Origin of the sequence: Actinomadura sp. 6N118 (assembly GCF_044326415.1) — a bacterium.
GTDB lineage: Bacteria > Actinomycetota > Actinomycetes > Streptosporangiales > Streptosporangiaceae > Spirillospora.
In genome coordinates this window covers 1-15,955 of the sequence record NZ_JBIRAZ010000055.1, presented here as the reverse complement: position 1 = coordinate 15,955, position 15,955 = coordinate 1, and the positions used below count along the sequence as shown (strand labels likewise).

13 protein-coding genes are annotated in these 15,955 nt (G+C 69.2%); 10 read left to right on the top strand and 3 right to left on the bottom strand.

Going from position 1 to position 15,955, the window contains the following annotated elements; all coding sequences use genetic code 11:
- The 3 genes from ACH34W_RS55115 to ACH34W_RS55105 form a co-directional block, all read left to right on the top strand.
- On the top strand, positions 1-1,208 hold a 1,208-nt coding region (locus ACH34W_RS55115; RefSeq protein WP_395969307.1), incomplete at its 5' end, for an RNA-guided endonuclease InsQ/TnpB family protein.
- Positions 1,209-1,428: 220 nt separating this feature from the next.
- Positions 1,429-2,352 (top strand): TetR/AcrR family transcriptional regulator C-terminal domain-containing protein, encoded by a 924-nt coding sequence (locus ACH34W_RS55110; RefSeq protein ID WP_395969306.1) that lies wholly within the window; start codon positions 1,429-1,431, stop codon positions 2,350-2,352.
- 773 nt (positions 2,353-3,125) lie between these two features.
- Positions 3,126-6,671 carry a helix-turn-helix domain-containing protein gene (locus tag ACH34W_RS55105; protein ID WP_395969305.1) on the top strand — a complete coding sequence of 1,182 codons (3,546 nt, stop codon included), beginning with the start codon at positions 3,126-3,128 and terminating at the stop codon, positions 6,669-6,671.
- A 66-nt stretch (positions 6,672-6,737) separates the two neighbouring features.
- On the opposite strand, the gene ACH34W_RS55100 is transcribed toward ACH34W_RS55105, so the two are convergent.
- The gene (locus tag ACH34W_RS55100) at positions 6,738-7,610 is read right to left on the bottom strand and encodes an SDR family oxidoreductase (RefSeq protein WP_395969304.1); all 873 of its coding nucleotides are present in this window, start codon (positions 7,608-7,610) and stop codon (positions 6,738-6,740) included.
- 2 nt (positions 7,611-7,612) lie between these two features.
- Positions 7,613-8,869 carry an MFS transporter gene (locus ACH34W_RS55095; protein ID WP_395969303.1) on the bottom strand — a complete coding sequence of 419 codons (1,257 nt, stop codon included), beginning with the start codon at positions 8,867-8,869 and terminating at the stop codon, positions 7,613-7,615.
- A gap of 79 nt (positions 8,870-8,948) precedes the next feature.
- Here ACH34W_RS55095 and ACH34W_RS55090 point away from each other — a divergent pair, with 79 nt between their 5' ends.
- Positions 8,949-9,836: a LysR family transcriptional regulator gene (locus tag ACH34W_RS55090; RefSeq protein WP_395969302.1), complete on the top strand. Its 888-nt coding sequence runs from the start codon at positions 8,949-8,951 to the stop codon at positions 9,834-9,836.
- 145 nt (positions 9,837-9,981) lie between these two features.
- Here the strand turns inward: ACH34W_RS55090 and ACH34W_RS55085 are convergent, their stop codons facing one another.
- The gene (locus tag ACH34W_RS55085; RefSeq protein WP_395969301.1) at positions 9,982-10,542 is read right to left on the bottom strand and encodes a TetR/AcrR family transcriptional regulator; all 561 of its coding nucleotides are present in this window, start codon (positions 10,540-10,542) and stop codon (positions 9,982-9,984) included.
- A 156-nt stretch (positions 10,543-10,698) separates the two neighbouring features.
- On the opposite strand from ACH34W_RS55085, the gene ACH34W_RS55080 reads away from it, so the two are divergent.
- From ACH34W_RS55080 to ACH34W_RS55055, 6 genes are all read left to right on the top strand, one after another.
- Positions 10,699-12,123 carry an MFS transporter gene (locus tag ACH34W_RS55080; protein WP_395969300.1) on the top strand — a complete coding sequence of 475 codons (1,425 nt, stop codon included), beginning with the start codon at positions 10,699-10,701 and terminating at the stop codon, positions 12,121-12,123.
- An 11-nt stretch (positions 12,124-12,134) separates the two neighbouring features.
- Positions 12,135-12,941 carry an SDR family NAD(P)-dependent oxidoreductase gene (locus ACH34W_RS55075; RefSeq protein ID WP_395969299.1) on the top strand — a complete coding sequence of 269 codons (807 nt, stop codon included), beginning with the start codon at positions 12,135-12,137 and terminating at the stop codon, positions 12,939-12,941.
- A gap of 57 nt (positions 12,942-12,998) precedes the next feature.
- The gene (locus ACH34W_RS55070; protein ID WP_395969298.1) at positions 12,999-13,190 is read left to right on the top strand and encodes a hypothetical protein; all 192 of its coding nucleotides are present in this window, start codon (positions 12,999-13,001) and stop codon (positions 13,188-13,190) included.
- Between the two features lie 283 nt (positions 13,191-13,473).
- Positions 13,474-14,007, top strand: coding sequence for a helix-turn-helix transcriptional regulator (locus ACH34W_RS55065; protein WP_395969297.1), 534 nt, complete (start codon positions 13,474-13,476; stop codon positions 14,005-14,007).
- A 67-nt stretch (positions 14,008-14,074) separates the two neighbouring features.
- Positions 14,075-15,055, top strand: coding sequence for an NADPH:quinone reductase (locus tag ACH34W_RS55060; RefSeq protein ID WP_395969296.1), 981 nt, complete (start codon positions 14,075-14,077; stop codon positions 15,053-15,055).
- A gap of 143 nt (positions 15,056-15,198) precedes the next feature.
- Entirely contained in the window at positions 15,199-15,732 is a 534-nt protein-coding gene (locus ACH34W_RS55055) for a recombinase family protein (RefSeq protein WP_395969295.1), read from the top strand.
- Positions 15,733-15,955 lie beyond the last annotated feature (223 nt).

The following is a 15,955-nucleotide window of genomic DNA, read 5'->3' as shown; positions in this document are numbered from 1 at the left end:
ACGCCGGACGTGCCTGGTTCCGCCCCGAATACACCACCGGCCGCACCACCGGCCGCTCCGCCGATCAGGACGCCGATCCAGATGGTGGCGGTGTGTTCACCGCCACGCCTGAGGACCTGGCGCTGGCGCGGCGGCTGGCCGAGCAGGCGCTGCGGACCGATCACCCGTTCCCGAACCTGTCACGGGTCCGCACGATGTTGTTCGACGGCCCGATCGCCCAACGCCAGACCCCCGCCGACGCCACTCACGGCGGATCGTTCGCATGGTGGCTGCGGATCTCCCGCCTGCCCGGAACCGGCGCCCCGGTCCGCATCCCCCTGCAGACCAGCCGCTACTTCGACGCACAACCTGGCGAGCTGTCCAGCATGGTACAGGTCACCGTCTCCGACGGCGACGGTGCGGACGACGGTGAGGTCACCATCAAGCTGATCAAGACCTCCGGCAAGTCCGAGCCTCGCGCCGAAGGGAGCGTGGTGGGCCTGGACTGGGGTTTGTGCAGTCTGCTCACCACCAGCGACGGGCAGCGGCTCGGGCAGGCCCTGTACTCGTGGCTGCGGGCCCGTGACGCCGAGCTGGCCACCTTGCAGGCGCGGCTGTCGCAGCAAGGTATCCGGTTCCGTGACAGCAAACGTTGGCGCAACCTCACCAAGCGGATCCGTGGCCATGTGGAGAACGAGGTCGGCCGGATCATCAACCGGCTCACCGAACGCGACATCGCCGAGCTGGTCGTGGAGGACCTGGACTTCCGCGGCAAGGGCCTGTCCCGGGAGTTGCGGCGGATCGTGTCGCGGGCCGGACGGGCCGTGCTCAAACGACGGCTGGCCGCCCTGACCGAGGACCACGGCATCGCCGTCACCGTCGTCAACCCCGCCCACACCTCCCGCCAATGCTCGGGCTGCGGATACACCGACGCCCGCAACCGCCCCACGCAGAACCGCTTCCGATGCGGGTTCTGCGGCAAGACCCTGCATGCCGACATCAACGCCGCCCGAGCGATCGCAGCACGACGTTCGTGCCCGAGCGGGCTGACGAAGATGACCAGGGATGCGGTTCTGGCGTACCTCGACCACCAGTTCACCCAACACTGGGGAACCGGCCCGGCCGAACACCGCCAGCGACACCAACGCGCGCCCACAGTCGCGCTGCCCCAGACAAAGCAACCCTTTGGCTGCGGTCCGAGCGGTATCCCACCAGATACCACGAAATGAAGAACTGTGAATGCGCCTGGTGGGCCTGTGGCCAGGCCGAATACCTGGGCCGGCTGCTCGGTGGCCGCCTGCAGGGCCTGCAGGGCGTCAGGCCCGAGTCGACGAGGAGCTTCAGTTCATCGTGCAGGGCGAAGCCCGGCACGATGAAGGGGTTGCCATTGTCGGTGCCGGCGAGGACTCGCACTCCGGTTTGCCGCATCTTCCCTACGAGCCTCTTCTTGTGGTCGAAGATCCGTCCACGCGGCAGATCGTCTGGGAGCAGGGTGTGGCCATGGCCACGGCCGCCAAGGCGCTCGGCGTCCTTCGCGATCAGGGCTGGGTGCGGACCGTGCCCGGCGGCGGTTCGATCGTTCTCCAACGTCCGCACACCGAGGAGCGGCCCGGCCAGGACGCGTCCGGGCCGCACGTCCTGGACGAGGCCGAACCGGGAACCCCGGGCACGGCCAGGCCAAGGGCGCAGGGCACGGTCGAGCCGGGCACGACGCGAGAGGTGGTGATCCGGGCGGCGATCCGGCTCGCGGACCGCGACGGGCTCAACGCGCTGACGATGCGCCGGCTGGCCGCGCACCTGGAGGTCGGCCCCATGTCGCTGTACCGCTACATCCCGGACAAGGAAGAGCTGCTGCGCCTGATGGCGGATGTGGCGTTCGGCGAGGAGGAGCCGCCCGAGCCCGGCCCGTCCGGCTGGCGCGCCAAGCTCGAACTTGCGGCACGGCTGCAGTGGCGCGCCTACCGCAGGCACCCGTGGCTACCCACGATCATGCACAACTCGCTCGTCCGCCCACCCGCAGTGTCCAGCGGGATCCGGATGGTCGACTGGGAGCTGCGCGCTCTGGAGGGCCTAGGGCTCAGCCGGCACGACATGCTGCACACCGTGTTCGCGCTCGACGGCTACGTCGGCGGCATCGCCGCGAGCAACGCGCTGGAGGTGCAGGCCGAGCACGACACCGGTGTCACCGGGCAGGAACGGATCGCCGCCGAGCGCGCCCTGCACGCGGAGCTGTTCGGGCCCGGCCGATTCCCCGCCCTCGCGGCCTCCGTCCCCGCCGACGCGACCAGCATCACCGACCTCGACGAGCTCTTCGAGTTCGGCCTGCGCCACCAGCTCGACGGCATCGCGGCGATGCTGGCGAGAACCCCCTGACCCCGGACCGGTGGGGGGCCAGGCGGTCAGCCCCGAGCCTGCCGCCTCTAATGCGTCCATTTCACTCCAGCGCCGGCGATGGGGCTGAGACTCCATGCCCTGATCGTGGGAACGTCCAGGACGTTGCCCCAGGGAACTGTGCCGCCACCTGAACTGCCGCACACCCCACCGCATTCCATCTGCCCGTGCCCCAAGCTTCGACACAGACGCTTGAGCGGCGGTCAGTCGTCCAGCGGATACCGACCACGACGCCTGGACGCCCCATGACGGAGCATTTTGATTTGGACGGAGTCCCCCACCGCTTACTGAGCGCCCATGCAAATCCTCCGCACTGAGCGGCGGAGGTGGAAGCGTGAGCGGGCGCGGGAGACTTGTGCGCGGATGCGGGCGGCGCGGTCATGCCGGTCATGGTGAGAGCCTCGATGATGGGAACCGCCGCTGCGATGATGCGGGTGATGGTCGTGGTGGGCATTGTTGGATGCTCCCTTTGCTGGCTTGATCGGGTGGCGGGGCGGTGCTGCCGCTGGGCGCGCCGCCTGTGGCACCACCGCCCTCGCCGCGTCGCCCTGGGGAGAGGCCGACGCACAACGGGAGTTTGGGCACAGCTGTGGCCCGCAGAAAGGGGTTGGGGGTTTCCTGAGTGGTCTAGCACCTGGAAACCCTCGCGAACAGGAACGTCTCACTCGATGTCCCAGTGTCATGACAGTGCGTAGCCGTATGCTCGCGGCGATGTTGAAGGTGGGGCCTTCAGCGGACGGGCGAGAGGCGATGTCATGGAACTGGGTGGCGACCAAGTGGCCCCTGCGGCCGAACCGGTTGGGGACGCAGGGCCCGGGCCGGATGGGGAAGAGGCCACCTTTGGTTCGGAGCTGCGCCGACGGCGCCGGACGGCGGGCCTGTCGCTGGCGAAGCTTGCCAAGGAGTTGGGGACCAACAAGGGCTATTTGAGCCGGCTGGAGAACGGGCACCAGCGGCCGAGCGAACCGTTCGCGCTCGCCTGCGATGACCAACTGGGCGCTGGTGGGACTCTGTTCGCCCTGGCGGCGAAACCGATCAGCGGCAGGTGCCCGTACCCGGGGCTGACCTCGTTCGGCACGGAGGACGCGCGGTGGTTCTTCGGCCGTGACCGGGCGGTCGCCGACCTGCTGGGGCTGCTGGCCGATGCGAGTACCACGGGGTATCCGGCGGTGCTGATCGGCTCGTCGGGAATCGGCAAGTCGTCGCTGCTGCGCGCCGGGCTGGCCGTGGCAGTGGCTCGTGGTGCCCTGCCGGCTCGGTTGCCGGGCATCCCAGCGACGTTGTATCTGACGCCCACCTCCGATCCGCTGCAGGTGCTGCGCGGCCTCCAGGCCCGGCGGTCACTGGAGTCCTACGCGCTGGTGATCGTGGACCAGTTCGAGGAGTTGTTCACCCTGTGCGGCTCGCAAGACCAACGCGAGGTGTTCATTGAGGAACTGTGCCGCAAGGCGACCGACGGCCTGCCGGTGGTGCTCGGTGTGCGCGCCGACTTCTACGGACACTGCCTGACCCACCCCGTTCTGCTGTCCGCGCTGCGCAAGCGGGCGCTGCCGCTAGGGCCGATGACCGTCCCTGAGCTGCGCCAGGCGATCACCGAGCCGGCCGCCGCCGAGGGGCTCACACTGGAGCCGGGGCTGGTGGAGGTGCTGCTACGGGACCTGGGCGCCGCCCCCGACGCCGACTGGTGCGCTGCTGGGGCCCTGCCGCTGCTGTCGCATACCCTGCGCGCCACCTGGCAGCATCGCAACGACGACGGCGTGCTCACCGTCACCGGTTACCAGCGCACCGGAGGCGTCCACGGGGCCATCGCCGCCACCGCCGCCCGCGTCTACGACGAACTCACCTCCGAACAGCAGCGGGCGGTGCGGCCCATGATGCTGAGCATGGTGAGGGTAGGTGATCACGAGGACGACGTGCGTCGGCCGGCCGATCGCGCCGACCTCATCGAAACCGATCCCTGCGCGGACGCGGTGGTCGAGGCGTTCACCCGGGCCCGCCTGCTGACCACCAGTACCACCAGCGTAGAGATCAGCCACGAGGCGCTGTTGCGGGCCTGGCCCGATCTGAGTGCGTGGATCAGCGAGGACCGCGCCGCCCTGCGCGCGCAGCAACAACTCCAGGAAACCGCCCGGGCCTGGATACAGGAGGACCAGGACCCTCACCTGCTGTACCAGGGCGTGCGGCTCGCCGCAGCCCGCGATCTGGCCGTCCGCCACGTCCTGGGAGCGCGCGAGGAGGCATTCGTGCGCGCCTCGATGGCGCACCAGGAAGCCCAGGCCCGCGCCGAACGCGCCAGGGTCCGCCGGCTGCGTGCCCTGACCGCGGCGCTGGCCGCACTGGCCCTGCTGGTGACGGGCGCGGCCGGCTTTGCCTGGGAACAGAAGGCCGCAGCGCAGCGCGAGCGCCAGCTGACCATCGCCGGGTTGCTGTCGGGGGAATCGGCCCGGCTCGCCCGTACCCGTCCCGACGTTTCCGCCCTGCTCGCCGCCGCCGCATACCGGCAGCGACGCACCCCGCAGACGCGCGGGGCGTTGCTGAGCACCCAGGCTCAGGGGTTCATCGGCCGGCTGCCTCCCCATCCCGGGGCGCTGTGGTCCACCAGTATCAGCGACGACGGCCGGATCCTGGCCACCAGCGACAACATCGGCCAGGCCGCCACCTGGGACGTACATCGACGCAAGCGGCTCTGGACGGTGACCGATCGCTCCAAGCGGCTGCAGGCCATCGCGGTGAGCCCGGACGGCTCCCTGGTCGCGGGCGCCGACCACAAACAGCTGTGGCTGTGGCAGGCGCACTCCGGCGCGCTACTCGCCAGCACCACCCTGCGGCACGGCGTGGCCCTGGGAGCCCTGGAATTCAGCGCCGACGGAACCACCCTCGCCATGAGCGGCACCGGTGTGCAACTCCTTCGAGTGCAAGGGCTGGAAGCCGTACCGTCACCTGCCTGGACCAACGCCATGCCGGGGCTGGCACTCCACCCCCAGGGCACCATGGTCGCCGGTGCCGGGAAAGACGGAACGGTGCGCTTGTGGCGCCTCCCATCCGCAACCTCGCCCGGTGACCGCACGGAATCGATGCCACCCATCCTCAAGGCGGGAAACGGGCCCCTCTACGACGTTGCCTTCAGCCCAGACGGTGCACTCCTGGCCGCCGCCGGCAGGGATCGCGTCGTCCACCTGTGGCGGACCTCCGACTGGCGGCCTGCCGGGTCCCTCAACCACAGCGACGAAATCTGGCGCCTGGCCTTCCGCGCCGACGGACAGGTACTGGCCACCGCCGGAGAAGACCAACGTGTCCTGCTGTGGAACGTGCCCACCCGCCGCCTGCTCACCGCACTCGCCGGCCACAGCGCCTCCGTGCACACCGTGGCCTTCCCACGCACCGGGCACCAACTGGTCAGCGGTGCCAGCGACCACAGCGTCGCGCTGTGGGACACCGGCGGCTGGCACGGCGACGGCTGCACCGGCAAGACGGTCCGAGCCACGGCCTACAGTCCCGGCGGCCCGGCCGTAACCGCCGGCGACAACACCATCCACTACCGCATCGGGGACAGATGCCGCCACCTGCGCATGGACGGCCCCGTCCACGGCCTGGCCCGCGGTGGCCCCGGCGGGCACCTGCTCGCAGCCGGAGGCAACAACGGGCAGTTCCGGCTCTGGGACCTGCGGCACCCGGAAAAGCGCCACGACCGCACCCTGATCCTGGCCAATACAGTCGGCCCCCAGCAAGGGATTGCCATCAGCCTCGACGGCACCCTGGCCGCAGCCGGCGGATACGACAACCACATCCGCACGTGGACGATCACGCCCAGCGGCCTCGCCGACCAGACCATCCAGACCGCCTCCAGCACCGTACGGGCTCTCGCTTTCAGCCCCGACAACCAGACACTGGCCATCGGCGCCGACCGCAACGTCGAACTCAGTCCCCGTAACCACACCGGTCCGCCCCAACGTCTGACCGCCCTCAGCGCACCAGTAACGGCGCTCACCTACAACGCCACCGGCGATACCCTGGCCATCGGGGCTGAAGACGGATCAGTAGCTCTATGGGACATCCGCACCCGCACGCGAACGTTCACCCTGGCCAGCCAGCAAGGCCCCGTACGCGCCCTGCTCTTCGACCCATCCGGTAACTGGCTCGCCATCGTCGGAGTGTCGGGAGCGGCCCGCTGGTGGACTCTCTCCCAACCCTGGGCACTGGACCACGCCTGCCAGGCCCACTCTTTCCCAGGCAGTCAGGAATGGAACCGCCTGCTCCCGGACGTCAGGCGGTCGGACATCGCAGAGAGCTTCCCCTGCTGAAATAGTCGCCAACGACATCATTGCCGGGGCGCCGCGCCCGTGAGAACGACCGCCCTGCACCGCTGATCAAGGGGTGAAAGTTTCGGCGTGGCCGCGGGCGAAGTCGGCGATGTCGCGCGGTGGGCGGCCGAGGAGGTCGGCGACCGTGTCGGTGGTGAAGTCTCCCCATCCGGAGGCGTACGCCTGCGCGTACTCCTCAAGCATGTCGACGATCCATTTCGGCACGCCATAGCCGAGCAGTGTCTTGCGCTTGGCGTCGTCGCTGCTCGGCAGGTAGGTGACGGGCCTGTCGAGTGCGGCTGCCAGGTGGTGGGCGACTTGGTCGAAGGTCAGTGAGCGCGGGCCGGTGAGGGTGTAGGTGTGGCCGTGATGGCGGTCGGGGTCGTCCAGGAGTACGCGGGCGGCGGTTTCGGCGATGTCGCGTACGTCGATCATGCCGAGGCGGGCTGAGTCCATGTTGAGGGAGAAGGTGCCGGTGGCGGTGATGTCGGCGGCCTCGTTCAGCAGGTTCTGCATGAACCAGTGCGGACGCAGGATCGTCCAGCGCATGCCAGACCGTTCGATCTCCTGGTCCGAGAGCGCGTGCAGTCTGCCGCTGCGGTTGGGCGCGTCGTGTGCCGCGCCGACGACCGACAGGCGCACGATGCGTTCCACACCGGCTTGGCGTGCGGCCCACACGGCGTTCATGTTGTTCTCGGGAGCGCGCGGGCCGTTCGGGGTGAGCAGCCATACGTCGTGAACGTCCTCGAAGGCGGGGGGCAGCGACCCGGGGTCATCGAGGTCGCCGACGTAGGCCTCAGTGCCCTGCTCGCGTAGGCCCTTCGCTTTGGATTCGTCGCGTACGAGGGTGCGGAGCTTCACGTCGGCCCCTTCGAGCGCGTTCATCAGTGCGGTCGACACGGTGCCGGTGGCTCCGGTGATCAGTACAGTGCGCGACATGCTCATTTTCCTTTGGCGGTGGTGGTGACCAGGTCGCGTACGCCCTGGTCAGCTGGGGAATCTTCGGTCGTTCGATTGACGGAGACGCGCTCCAGGACCCAGAGCGCGACGGTCCCGGTCGAGAAGCCGGCGCCCAGGACGCACACGCCGGTCCAGCCGCTGTGCACCCAGACCACCGAAGTCAGCGAGGAGCCCACCGCGCCGCCGACGAAGAACGTCGTCAGGAATGCGGAGTTGATCCGGTTGCGGGCCTCGGGCCGGAGTGCGTAGAGGACGTTCTGGTTGCTGTTGAGCACCGCCTGATGCGCGAGGTCCAGCACGACCACGCCGACAAGCAGCCAGATCAGTGAGCGTGCGCCAGCGGCGATCGGCAGCCAGGACGCCAACAGCAGGACCGTCCCGGCGCCGGTCACGATCTGGACGTATCCGCGGTCGGACAGCCGCCCCGCCACCATGGCGGTGAGCGCCCCTGCGGCGCCGACCAGGCCGAAGAGGCCGATGGCCGACTCCGACCAGCCGTACGGTGACCGCACAAGCAGGAAGGCCAGTGCCGTCCACAGAACGCTGAACGAAGCCATGCTCAAGGCCCCAATGCCCGCCCTCCAGCGCAGCAGTGGCTCGTACCGGAACATCGCCACCGTCGAGCGCAGCAGCCCTGGGTAGGACAGTCGTTGGCCGTCGCCGCCTAGCCGGGGCAAGAAGACTCGCAGCAGCACCGCCATCAGGGCCATCAGGGCCGCGTTCACCCAGTAGACCGTCCGCCATCCGCCCAGCTCCGACATTGCTCCGGACGCGGTGCGCGCGAGCAACAGCCCGAGCATGAGCCCGGCCATCACCGTGCCGACCACCCGGCCACGCTCTTCCGGGGCTGCCAGCGTCGCCGCGAACGGCACCACGACCTGCGCTCCGACCGAGGTCAGTGCGGTCAGGGCCGTGCTGATCAGGAGCACCGTGCCGTTGGCCGCGGTGGCTGACACCAGCAGGAACACCGCGGTCGCCGCGTAGAGCGAGACGGCAAGCCGTCGCCGCTCCAGCAGGTCACCGAGCGGCACCAGCAGGATCAGCCCCAGCGCATATCCGGCCTGCGCGGCTGTCACCACCAGCGCCGCCAGCGAGGGACCAAGGTCCAGTTCCCGGCTGATCAGGTCAAGCAAAGGCTGCGCGAAGTAGTTGCCCGCGACCGCCAGCCCGCTCGCCACCGACATGAGCAGGAGCAGTCCGCGTGACAGGCCGCCGTCCGGATGGGGTCTCGTCGTCATGCATCCAGCTTCGGCGACGAACGATCAATGAGTCCAACACATATTTGTCATCGGATCGATCGTGTATCACGATTGATCTGTGGAGCTTCAGCAGATGCGTTATGTCGTCGCCGTGGCGGAGACGAGCAACTTCACCCGTGCCGCCGAGCAGTGCCTGGTCGTCCAGTCAGCGCTGAGCCACCAGATCGCGCGGCTGGAACGCGAGCTGGGTGCCAAGTTGTTCGAGCGCACCAGCCGCCGCGTCCGGTTGACGCCGGCCGGGGAGGCGTTCCTCCCCGCAGCCCGCCAGGCTCTCGACGCGGCCGAGCGGGCCCGGGCGGAGGTGGCGGCCGCCGCCGGCGAGATCCGCGGCAGCCTCACCATCGGCGCCATTCCCACGGTCACCGCGGTCGATCTACCTGCCGCGCTGAAGCAGTTCCACCTGCGCCATCGAAAGGTACGGATCAGCCTTCGCTCGGGGGCGAGCGAGGACCTGATCGAACGGGTCCGCCAGGGCACCATGGACGTCGCGTTCCTGGGGCTTCCGCTGGACGTACGGCCCAAGGGCGTCCGCGGCCGGGAGCTGGCGCGCGGCGAACTGGTCGCCGTGGTGGCGCCCGGCCATCCGCTGGCGGACATGGAACACGTGGACCTGCACCGGCTGGCGGACGAGCCGTTCGTCGACTTCCCGGCGGGCAGCGCCGGGCGGGTCCAGTCGGACGAGGCCTTCGCGGCGGCCGGAGTGCGGCGCGAGGTCGCCTTCGAGATCTCAGCCCCTGACTTCATGGCCCGCCTGATCCGGCAGGGCCTGGGTATCGGGATGCTGCCCGCCGCCTTCGTCTCCAACCTCCCCGACCTGCCCACCGTCCGGGTCCGCGACGCCCCGGCCCGCATCGAGCACCTCATCTGGAGCCGTTTCCAGCCCTCCCCCGCCGCCGCAGCCTTCCTGTCCGAGCTGGGCATCTCGGCATCATCCCCTGATGGCTGATGGCTAACGCGCAACAGGTGAGGTCTGACGGATGATGGCCGCCCCCTAGCACGCTTGCATGGAGCTCACCGCGGGAAGCGTGGACTACCCGGCCGGAGTCGTCTCGCTGATGGACGCGAAGCCTCATGGACGGCTTTGTAGCTGGTCAGGACGACACGACCTCCCTGGCCAGACGTACCGCCGCCGTCGCGGCTCTGCCCTCCTCGACAATGGCGCTGTCTGGGGAGTAGAGGCCGTTGATGATCAGCAGGATCCGGTCGACGAGCTGGTCCGGGTCGGCCGTGGAGGTACGCGCGGCCAGATCACGAAGCTGGCTGCGGACCATCTCGAGGTGCTCCACGACGAACCGATGTGCGGGATGGTCGCGGTCGGGGTACTCGGCGAGGGTGTTGCGCAGCCCACAGCCCCGGGTCCCCGGCACGCTGTCACCCACGATGCGCACCAGCTCGACGAGCTGCTCTTCCGGCGTCGTGGCGCCGGCGAGCGCGCGGGCGAGCGTGGTGTTCCAATGCGTGCTGCCCCGCTGCAGATAGGCCACCACCAGTTCGTCCTTGCTGCTGAACTCGCGGTAGAGCAGGTTCTTTCCGCAGGCTGCCTCGTCGATGATCCGCTGCATGCCCACGGCGTGCACGCCGTACCGATCGAACAGGTCGGTCGCAGCGTCCAGGATGCGTTCGCGCGCTTGAGGTGAGGGCCTTCGGGCCATGCTGACACGGTAGCAGACCGATCGGTCCGTTTTGGATTACCGGAGTTGACAGGGTGACGCTCAAGCAAGAACGATGCATTCAGAGCGCGGACCGATCGGTCCGCCATGACGGGACCGATCGGTCCATCATCAACGGTTCGGGAAAGGCCTTGCTGAGTGAACACCGAGACCGCGCTATCCGACAGGCCCGGCACCGACGCACCGTACCCACGCCGGTGGGCGGCGATGGTCGTGCTGATCATCGCCTTCATGCTGGACCTGCTGAACGTCACGATCGTGAACGTCGCGCTGCCCGCCATCCAGCAAGATCTGCGAGCCGATCCCACCGACCTGGAGTGGATCTCGGCCGCCTACCTGCTCGCCTTCGCCGCAGCATTGATCACATTCGCCCGGGTCGGCGATCTCCTGGGCCGCAAGCAGGTCTTCCTGTATGCAGTGGCCGCCTTCGCCGTGACCGGCCTGTGGTCCGGCCTCGCGAACAGCGTGGAGATGCTGATCATCTCGCGTGCGGCTCAAGGGCTGGCCGCCGCCGCGATCGCCCCGCAGGTGATGAGCATCCTCTACAGCATGTTCAGCGGACGCGAGCGGGGCACGGTCTTCGGCATGTTCGGCCTGGTCTCCGGGGCCGCCCAGGCGGGTGGGCTGGTGCTCGGCGGCGTGCTGATCACTGCGGATCTCGGCGGGCTGGGCTGGCACATGATCTTTATGGTGACCGTGCCGGTCGCCGTCGCGCTGGTCGCCCTGGGTGCATGGCTGGTGCCCGAGAGCCGGGTCACCGACGGCGTACGCCCCCGGTGGCTCGCCGCCGGAGTGCTCACCGCCGGGCTGGTCGCCATCGTGTTCCCGCTCCTGGAAGGCCGCACCTTCGGCTGGCCGATCTGGATCTGGACCTGCCTGATCGCGGGCATCGCGGCCGTGGCGGGACTGGCCGTCATCGAGAATCGCCGACCGGAGCGCCGGGCGGGCGCACTGCTGCCCATGGAGCTGTTGCGCAAGCGGGTCGTCACCGCCGCGCTGGTCGTCGAGCTGGTCGCCTTCGCGGCTTTCAGCGGCTTCAATCTGGTGATCCTGGTGTGGATGCAGAGCGGCCTGGGCTATTCGGCCCTCGACGCGGGGCTGGTCAGCATCGCGCTCATCGCTGGAGCCCTGGTCCTGACCTCATTCGTCGGCAGTCTCACGCACCGCTTCGGCTACCGCGTGATCCTGGTCGGCTCCCTCGCGGGCGCAGCGGGTAGTGCCGCCGTGCTGGTCGCCGCCGAGTCCGGTTCGGCCGACACGACCGGGTGGGCCTTGGTGCCCGGCCTGTTCCTGCTCGGCGTCGGAACGGTCCTGATCATGCCACCGCTGACCACGATGTTCCTCGCGGCCGTCCCCGTCGAGCACGCCGGTTCCGCCTCGGGCATCTGGAGCACCGGCCAGCAGTTCGGCGCCACGCTGGGTGTCGCCGGCGTGGGCACCGTCTTCTTCGCAGCCGCGGACGACGGCGGCTACGACTCCGCGATATCGGTCGGCATGTACGTCATCACCGCGGCCCTGGTTCTCGCCGCCGCGCTCACCTTCACCCTCAAGTCACGGTCATAGGAAGAGAGAGCATGAAGAACATCGTCATCCCGGGCGGCACCGCCGGCCTGGGGAAGGCACTCGCCCGCACCTATATCGAGCGCGGCGACAACGTCCTGGCCATCGGGCACGACCCGGCCAACGGGGAGAGGTTCGTCAACGACGGCGGAGAGTTTCTTCTGGCCGACCTCAGCCTGATCGGCGAGAACGAGCGGGTCATCAAGGAGATCGCGACCCGGTTCTCCTCCATCGACGCGCTCGTCCTGTGCACCCGTTTCTTCCGTTCGTACCGCCGCGAGACCTCAGACGGCTTCGAGCACCAGTTCGCCCTGTACTACCTCAGCCGCTATCTGCTCGGGCACGGCCTCGCCGGCCTGCTGGACAAGGCCCCAGAGCCGGTCATCGTGAACGTCGCGGGACCGGGCGTGCCCGTCGGGCAGATCCACTGGGACGACCTCGAACTGAAACGCGGTTATGACGGTTTCGAGGCCCTGTTCCAGGGCGGCAAGCTCAACGACCTGCTCGGCGTCTCCTACGCCGACGCTCACCCCGGCAGCCGGATCCGCTATGCGCTCGTGTTTCCCGGCAACGTTGCGGGCAACCTCGCGGGAGAGTTCGATCCCCAGACGGCGGCCCAGGTCGAGCGGATGAAGGCCGCTGGACTGCCGGTCGCGGTGGGCGTCGCCCCGATCGTGGACATCATCGACGGCCCGCCGGACGAACCACTGAGCGCATACTCCGAAGGCCGTCGGCTCAGCCTGACAGGCCCGTCCTTCGACCGGGGCACCGCGGCACGATTGGAGTCCATCACCAAAAGTCTCCTGGGCGAAGGACGCTAGGACTTCCGGTCAGAAGGCCAGCCGCACATCGGCGGGATCGTCGATCTGATCGGCACGATGGTGCACGAGCTGTCGGGCACTACCTTCTCCAACCCGGCCGAGCGCGGCGACTATGACAGCCAGGCCACGGTATGCGGCGGCGCGCGGATGTGCGTCGCCGCGGCGGCCACGCCGAGACCACCACGGTCCGGCAGTTGTGTTCCTGTCCGTACGGGGCATCTCGGCGGACGGCTGATAGCCGCCCCCTAGCCGTCCTCCTTCGCGATTGCTTCGCGTACGGCCGGAACGACTTCGCTGGCCCAGCGGCCGAGGGTGACGGTGTCCTGCGTTCCACCAGGGGCCGAGAAGAGCGTGAAACCCGACGCGCCGTGCATGGGGTGTTCAACGTGCCACCACGGCAGCTACCCGAGTGCGGCGAGGGCGCGGGCGATTCTCCCTGCCTGCGAGGTGGTGTTCGAGACGAACGGCAGGACCACCACGACCGTAGCATCGATTCGATGCTCACATCGAATCGATGTGCCATGCTGGAGGAATGCTGGAACTTTCCATCCTCGGATTCCTGGCCGCAGGCCCCCTTCCGGGACACGAGCTGCGCCGTCGCATCACGCAGCTCACCGGATACAGCCGGCCGGTCAGCGACGGCACCCTCTACCCGGCGGTCAACCGCCTGGCCAAGGCGGGACTGATCGAGCGGCGACCCGCGCCAGAAGCAGGAGCCGGCCGGTATGTGCTGAACCTGACCGAGGCGGGCCGCGCGGACATGCTCCGGCGACTGCGCGAGCCGGCCGCGCACGAGCTCACCGACTTCTCCCGCTGGTTCACCATCTTGGCGTTCCTGTCCCTGCTGCCCGACGTCGCCGACCAGCACGCGGTACTCCGGCGTCGGCTCGCCTTCCTGGAGGAATCGGCGAGCTTCTTCTACGACGGCGACAAGCCGCTGCGCGCCGATGACGTCAGTGACCCCTACCGGCGCGGCATGCTGCTCACCGCCCGGGCCACCAGCCAGGCTGAACGCGCCTGGATCCGCGAGGCCCTCGCCAAGGGCAACCCCAAGCCAGGCTCCTAGCGCCAACCCACACGATCCCTCGCCGCTGAGCGCATCGGCGAGCCGACAGACAACGAAAGGCACCACCATGCATGCTTCCTGGTACGACGAACAGGGCCCCGCCACTGAAGTGCTGCAGGTCGGCGAGGTGCCCGACCCCGCCCCCGGCCCCGGAGAGGTCCGCGTCCGCGTCACCGTCTCGGGCGTCAACCCCGGCGACACCAAGAAACGCGCCGGCTGGACAGGATCAGGCATGCCCTACCCGCGCGTGATCCCGCACAGTGACGCCGCCGGCGTCATCGACGCGGTCGGCGACGGCGTCGAGGCGCGCCGTACCGGGCAGCGCGTGTGGATCTACGGCGCCCAGTCCTACCGGCCCTTCGGTACCGCCGCCCAGTACACCGTCGTCCCCGCAGACCTGGCCGTCCCGCTGCCCGACCACCTGTCCGACGATCTGGGCGCGAGCCTGGGCATCCCCGGCATCACCGCGCACCGCACCGTGTTCGCCGACGGCCCGGTCGACGGGAAGGTCGTCCTGGTCAACGGTGTCCTCGGCGGGGTCGGGTCGCTGGCCGCCCAACTCGCCGCCTGGGGCGGGGCCACCGTCATCGGCACTGTGCGCCGCGCCGCCGAACTGGACCGGGTCGATCCGGCGGTCGTCTCCCACACCGTCGCCCTCGACGCCGACGATCCCGCCGCCGACATCCGCGCCCACACCTCCCAGGGAGTGGACCGGATCATCGAGGTGTCCCTGTCCGACAACGCCGACCTGGACAACGCCGTCGCTGCGAACAGCGCAACCATCGCCGCGTACGCAACACGCGCCGACCGCACCGAAATCCCCTTCTGGACCCTGCTGTTCAACAACGTCACGCTGCGCCTGATGGGCAGCGACGACTTCCCCACCGGCGCCAAACGCCACGCCGCCCGCGACCTGACCTCCGCGGCCGCCGTCGGCGCCCTCACCGTCGATATCGGCGACCGCTACCCACTCACCGACATCGCCAAAGCCCACGACCGCGTGGATGCCGGCGGCCGCGGCCGCGTCCTCCTCACCATCCCGCACTGACACCCTCCAGTCCCTGAACAGGCCCTCAGCCGTCACTCCCGCTCAACGCGGCGCCTTGCCCGGCCAGCCGGCCGTCGGCGTAGACCCTCCGATCCGGAACGTGTCCCGAAGGCATCGCCGGGGGCTTCCGCCCCGCCGATGGAGTGCGACTGTTCGAGGACCCGGCGACCACCTCGAAGATCCCGGCGCTGGAGCGGCCCGCGTTCGCGAAGGTCGCCGCCGTCGCGCACCCCGGCGACACGCTGACGGTGTCGGAACTGTTCCGACTCTGCCGCGACCTGGTCGACATCTACAACGTCCGCGCTTGGTGCCAAGCCCGCGGCGTCGTCCTGCGGGTAATGTCCGGGCCGCTGTCGAACTTCCACGACCTCGCCGCAGGCGACGCCACCACAGACCTGCTGATCAACGTCATCACAGCCGTCGGCCAGTTCCAGCGCGACCTCCAGAACGAGTTCACCGTCGAGGGGATCGCCGCCGCCGAGGCCGAAGGCCGCTACCGCGGCCGCCCGCCCGCACTCGACGGAACCCGGCGCGAGGAAGCGCGGACGGCCTACACCGAGCAGGGCGCCTCGATCGCTGCGCTCGCCCGTACCCACGGTGTCAGCCGCGCCGCCATCCGAACCGCCCTAGCCGATCTACTGCCCCAACCCAGCGTCCCGGCACCCCGATCATCCTGACCGAGCCGCACATCGAGAACCACCGGTGACCTGCAAAGACCCCCGCGCGAGAGACATCGGAACGAGGAGTCACGCTAAGGAGCTCAACTCGGCGCTCTTAGCGTGACTTTTCGAGGCTGCTATATCCGTCAAGCCGCCAGCGGGAGGTTGTCGGTGACTGTTCGGCTTTCCTCAGCGGGCCTTCGCTCCAGCAGTTTGAAGACCTGGCGGGCGACGGTCCGTT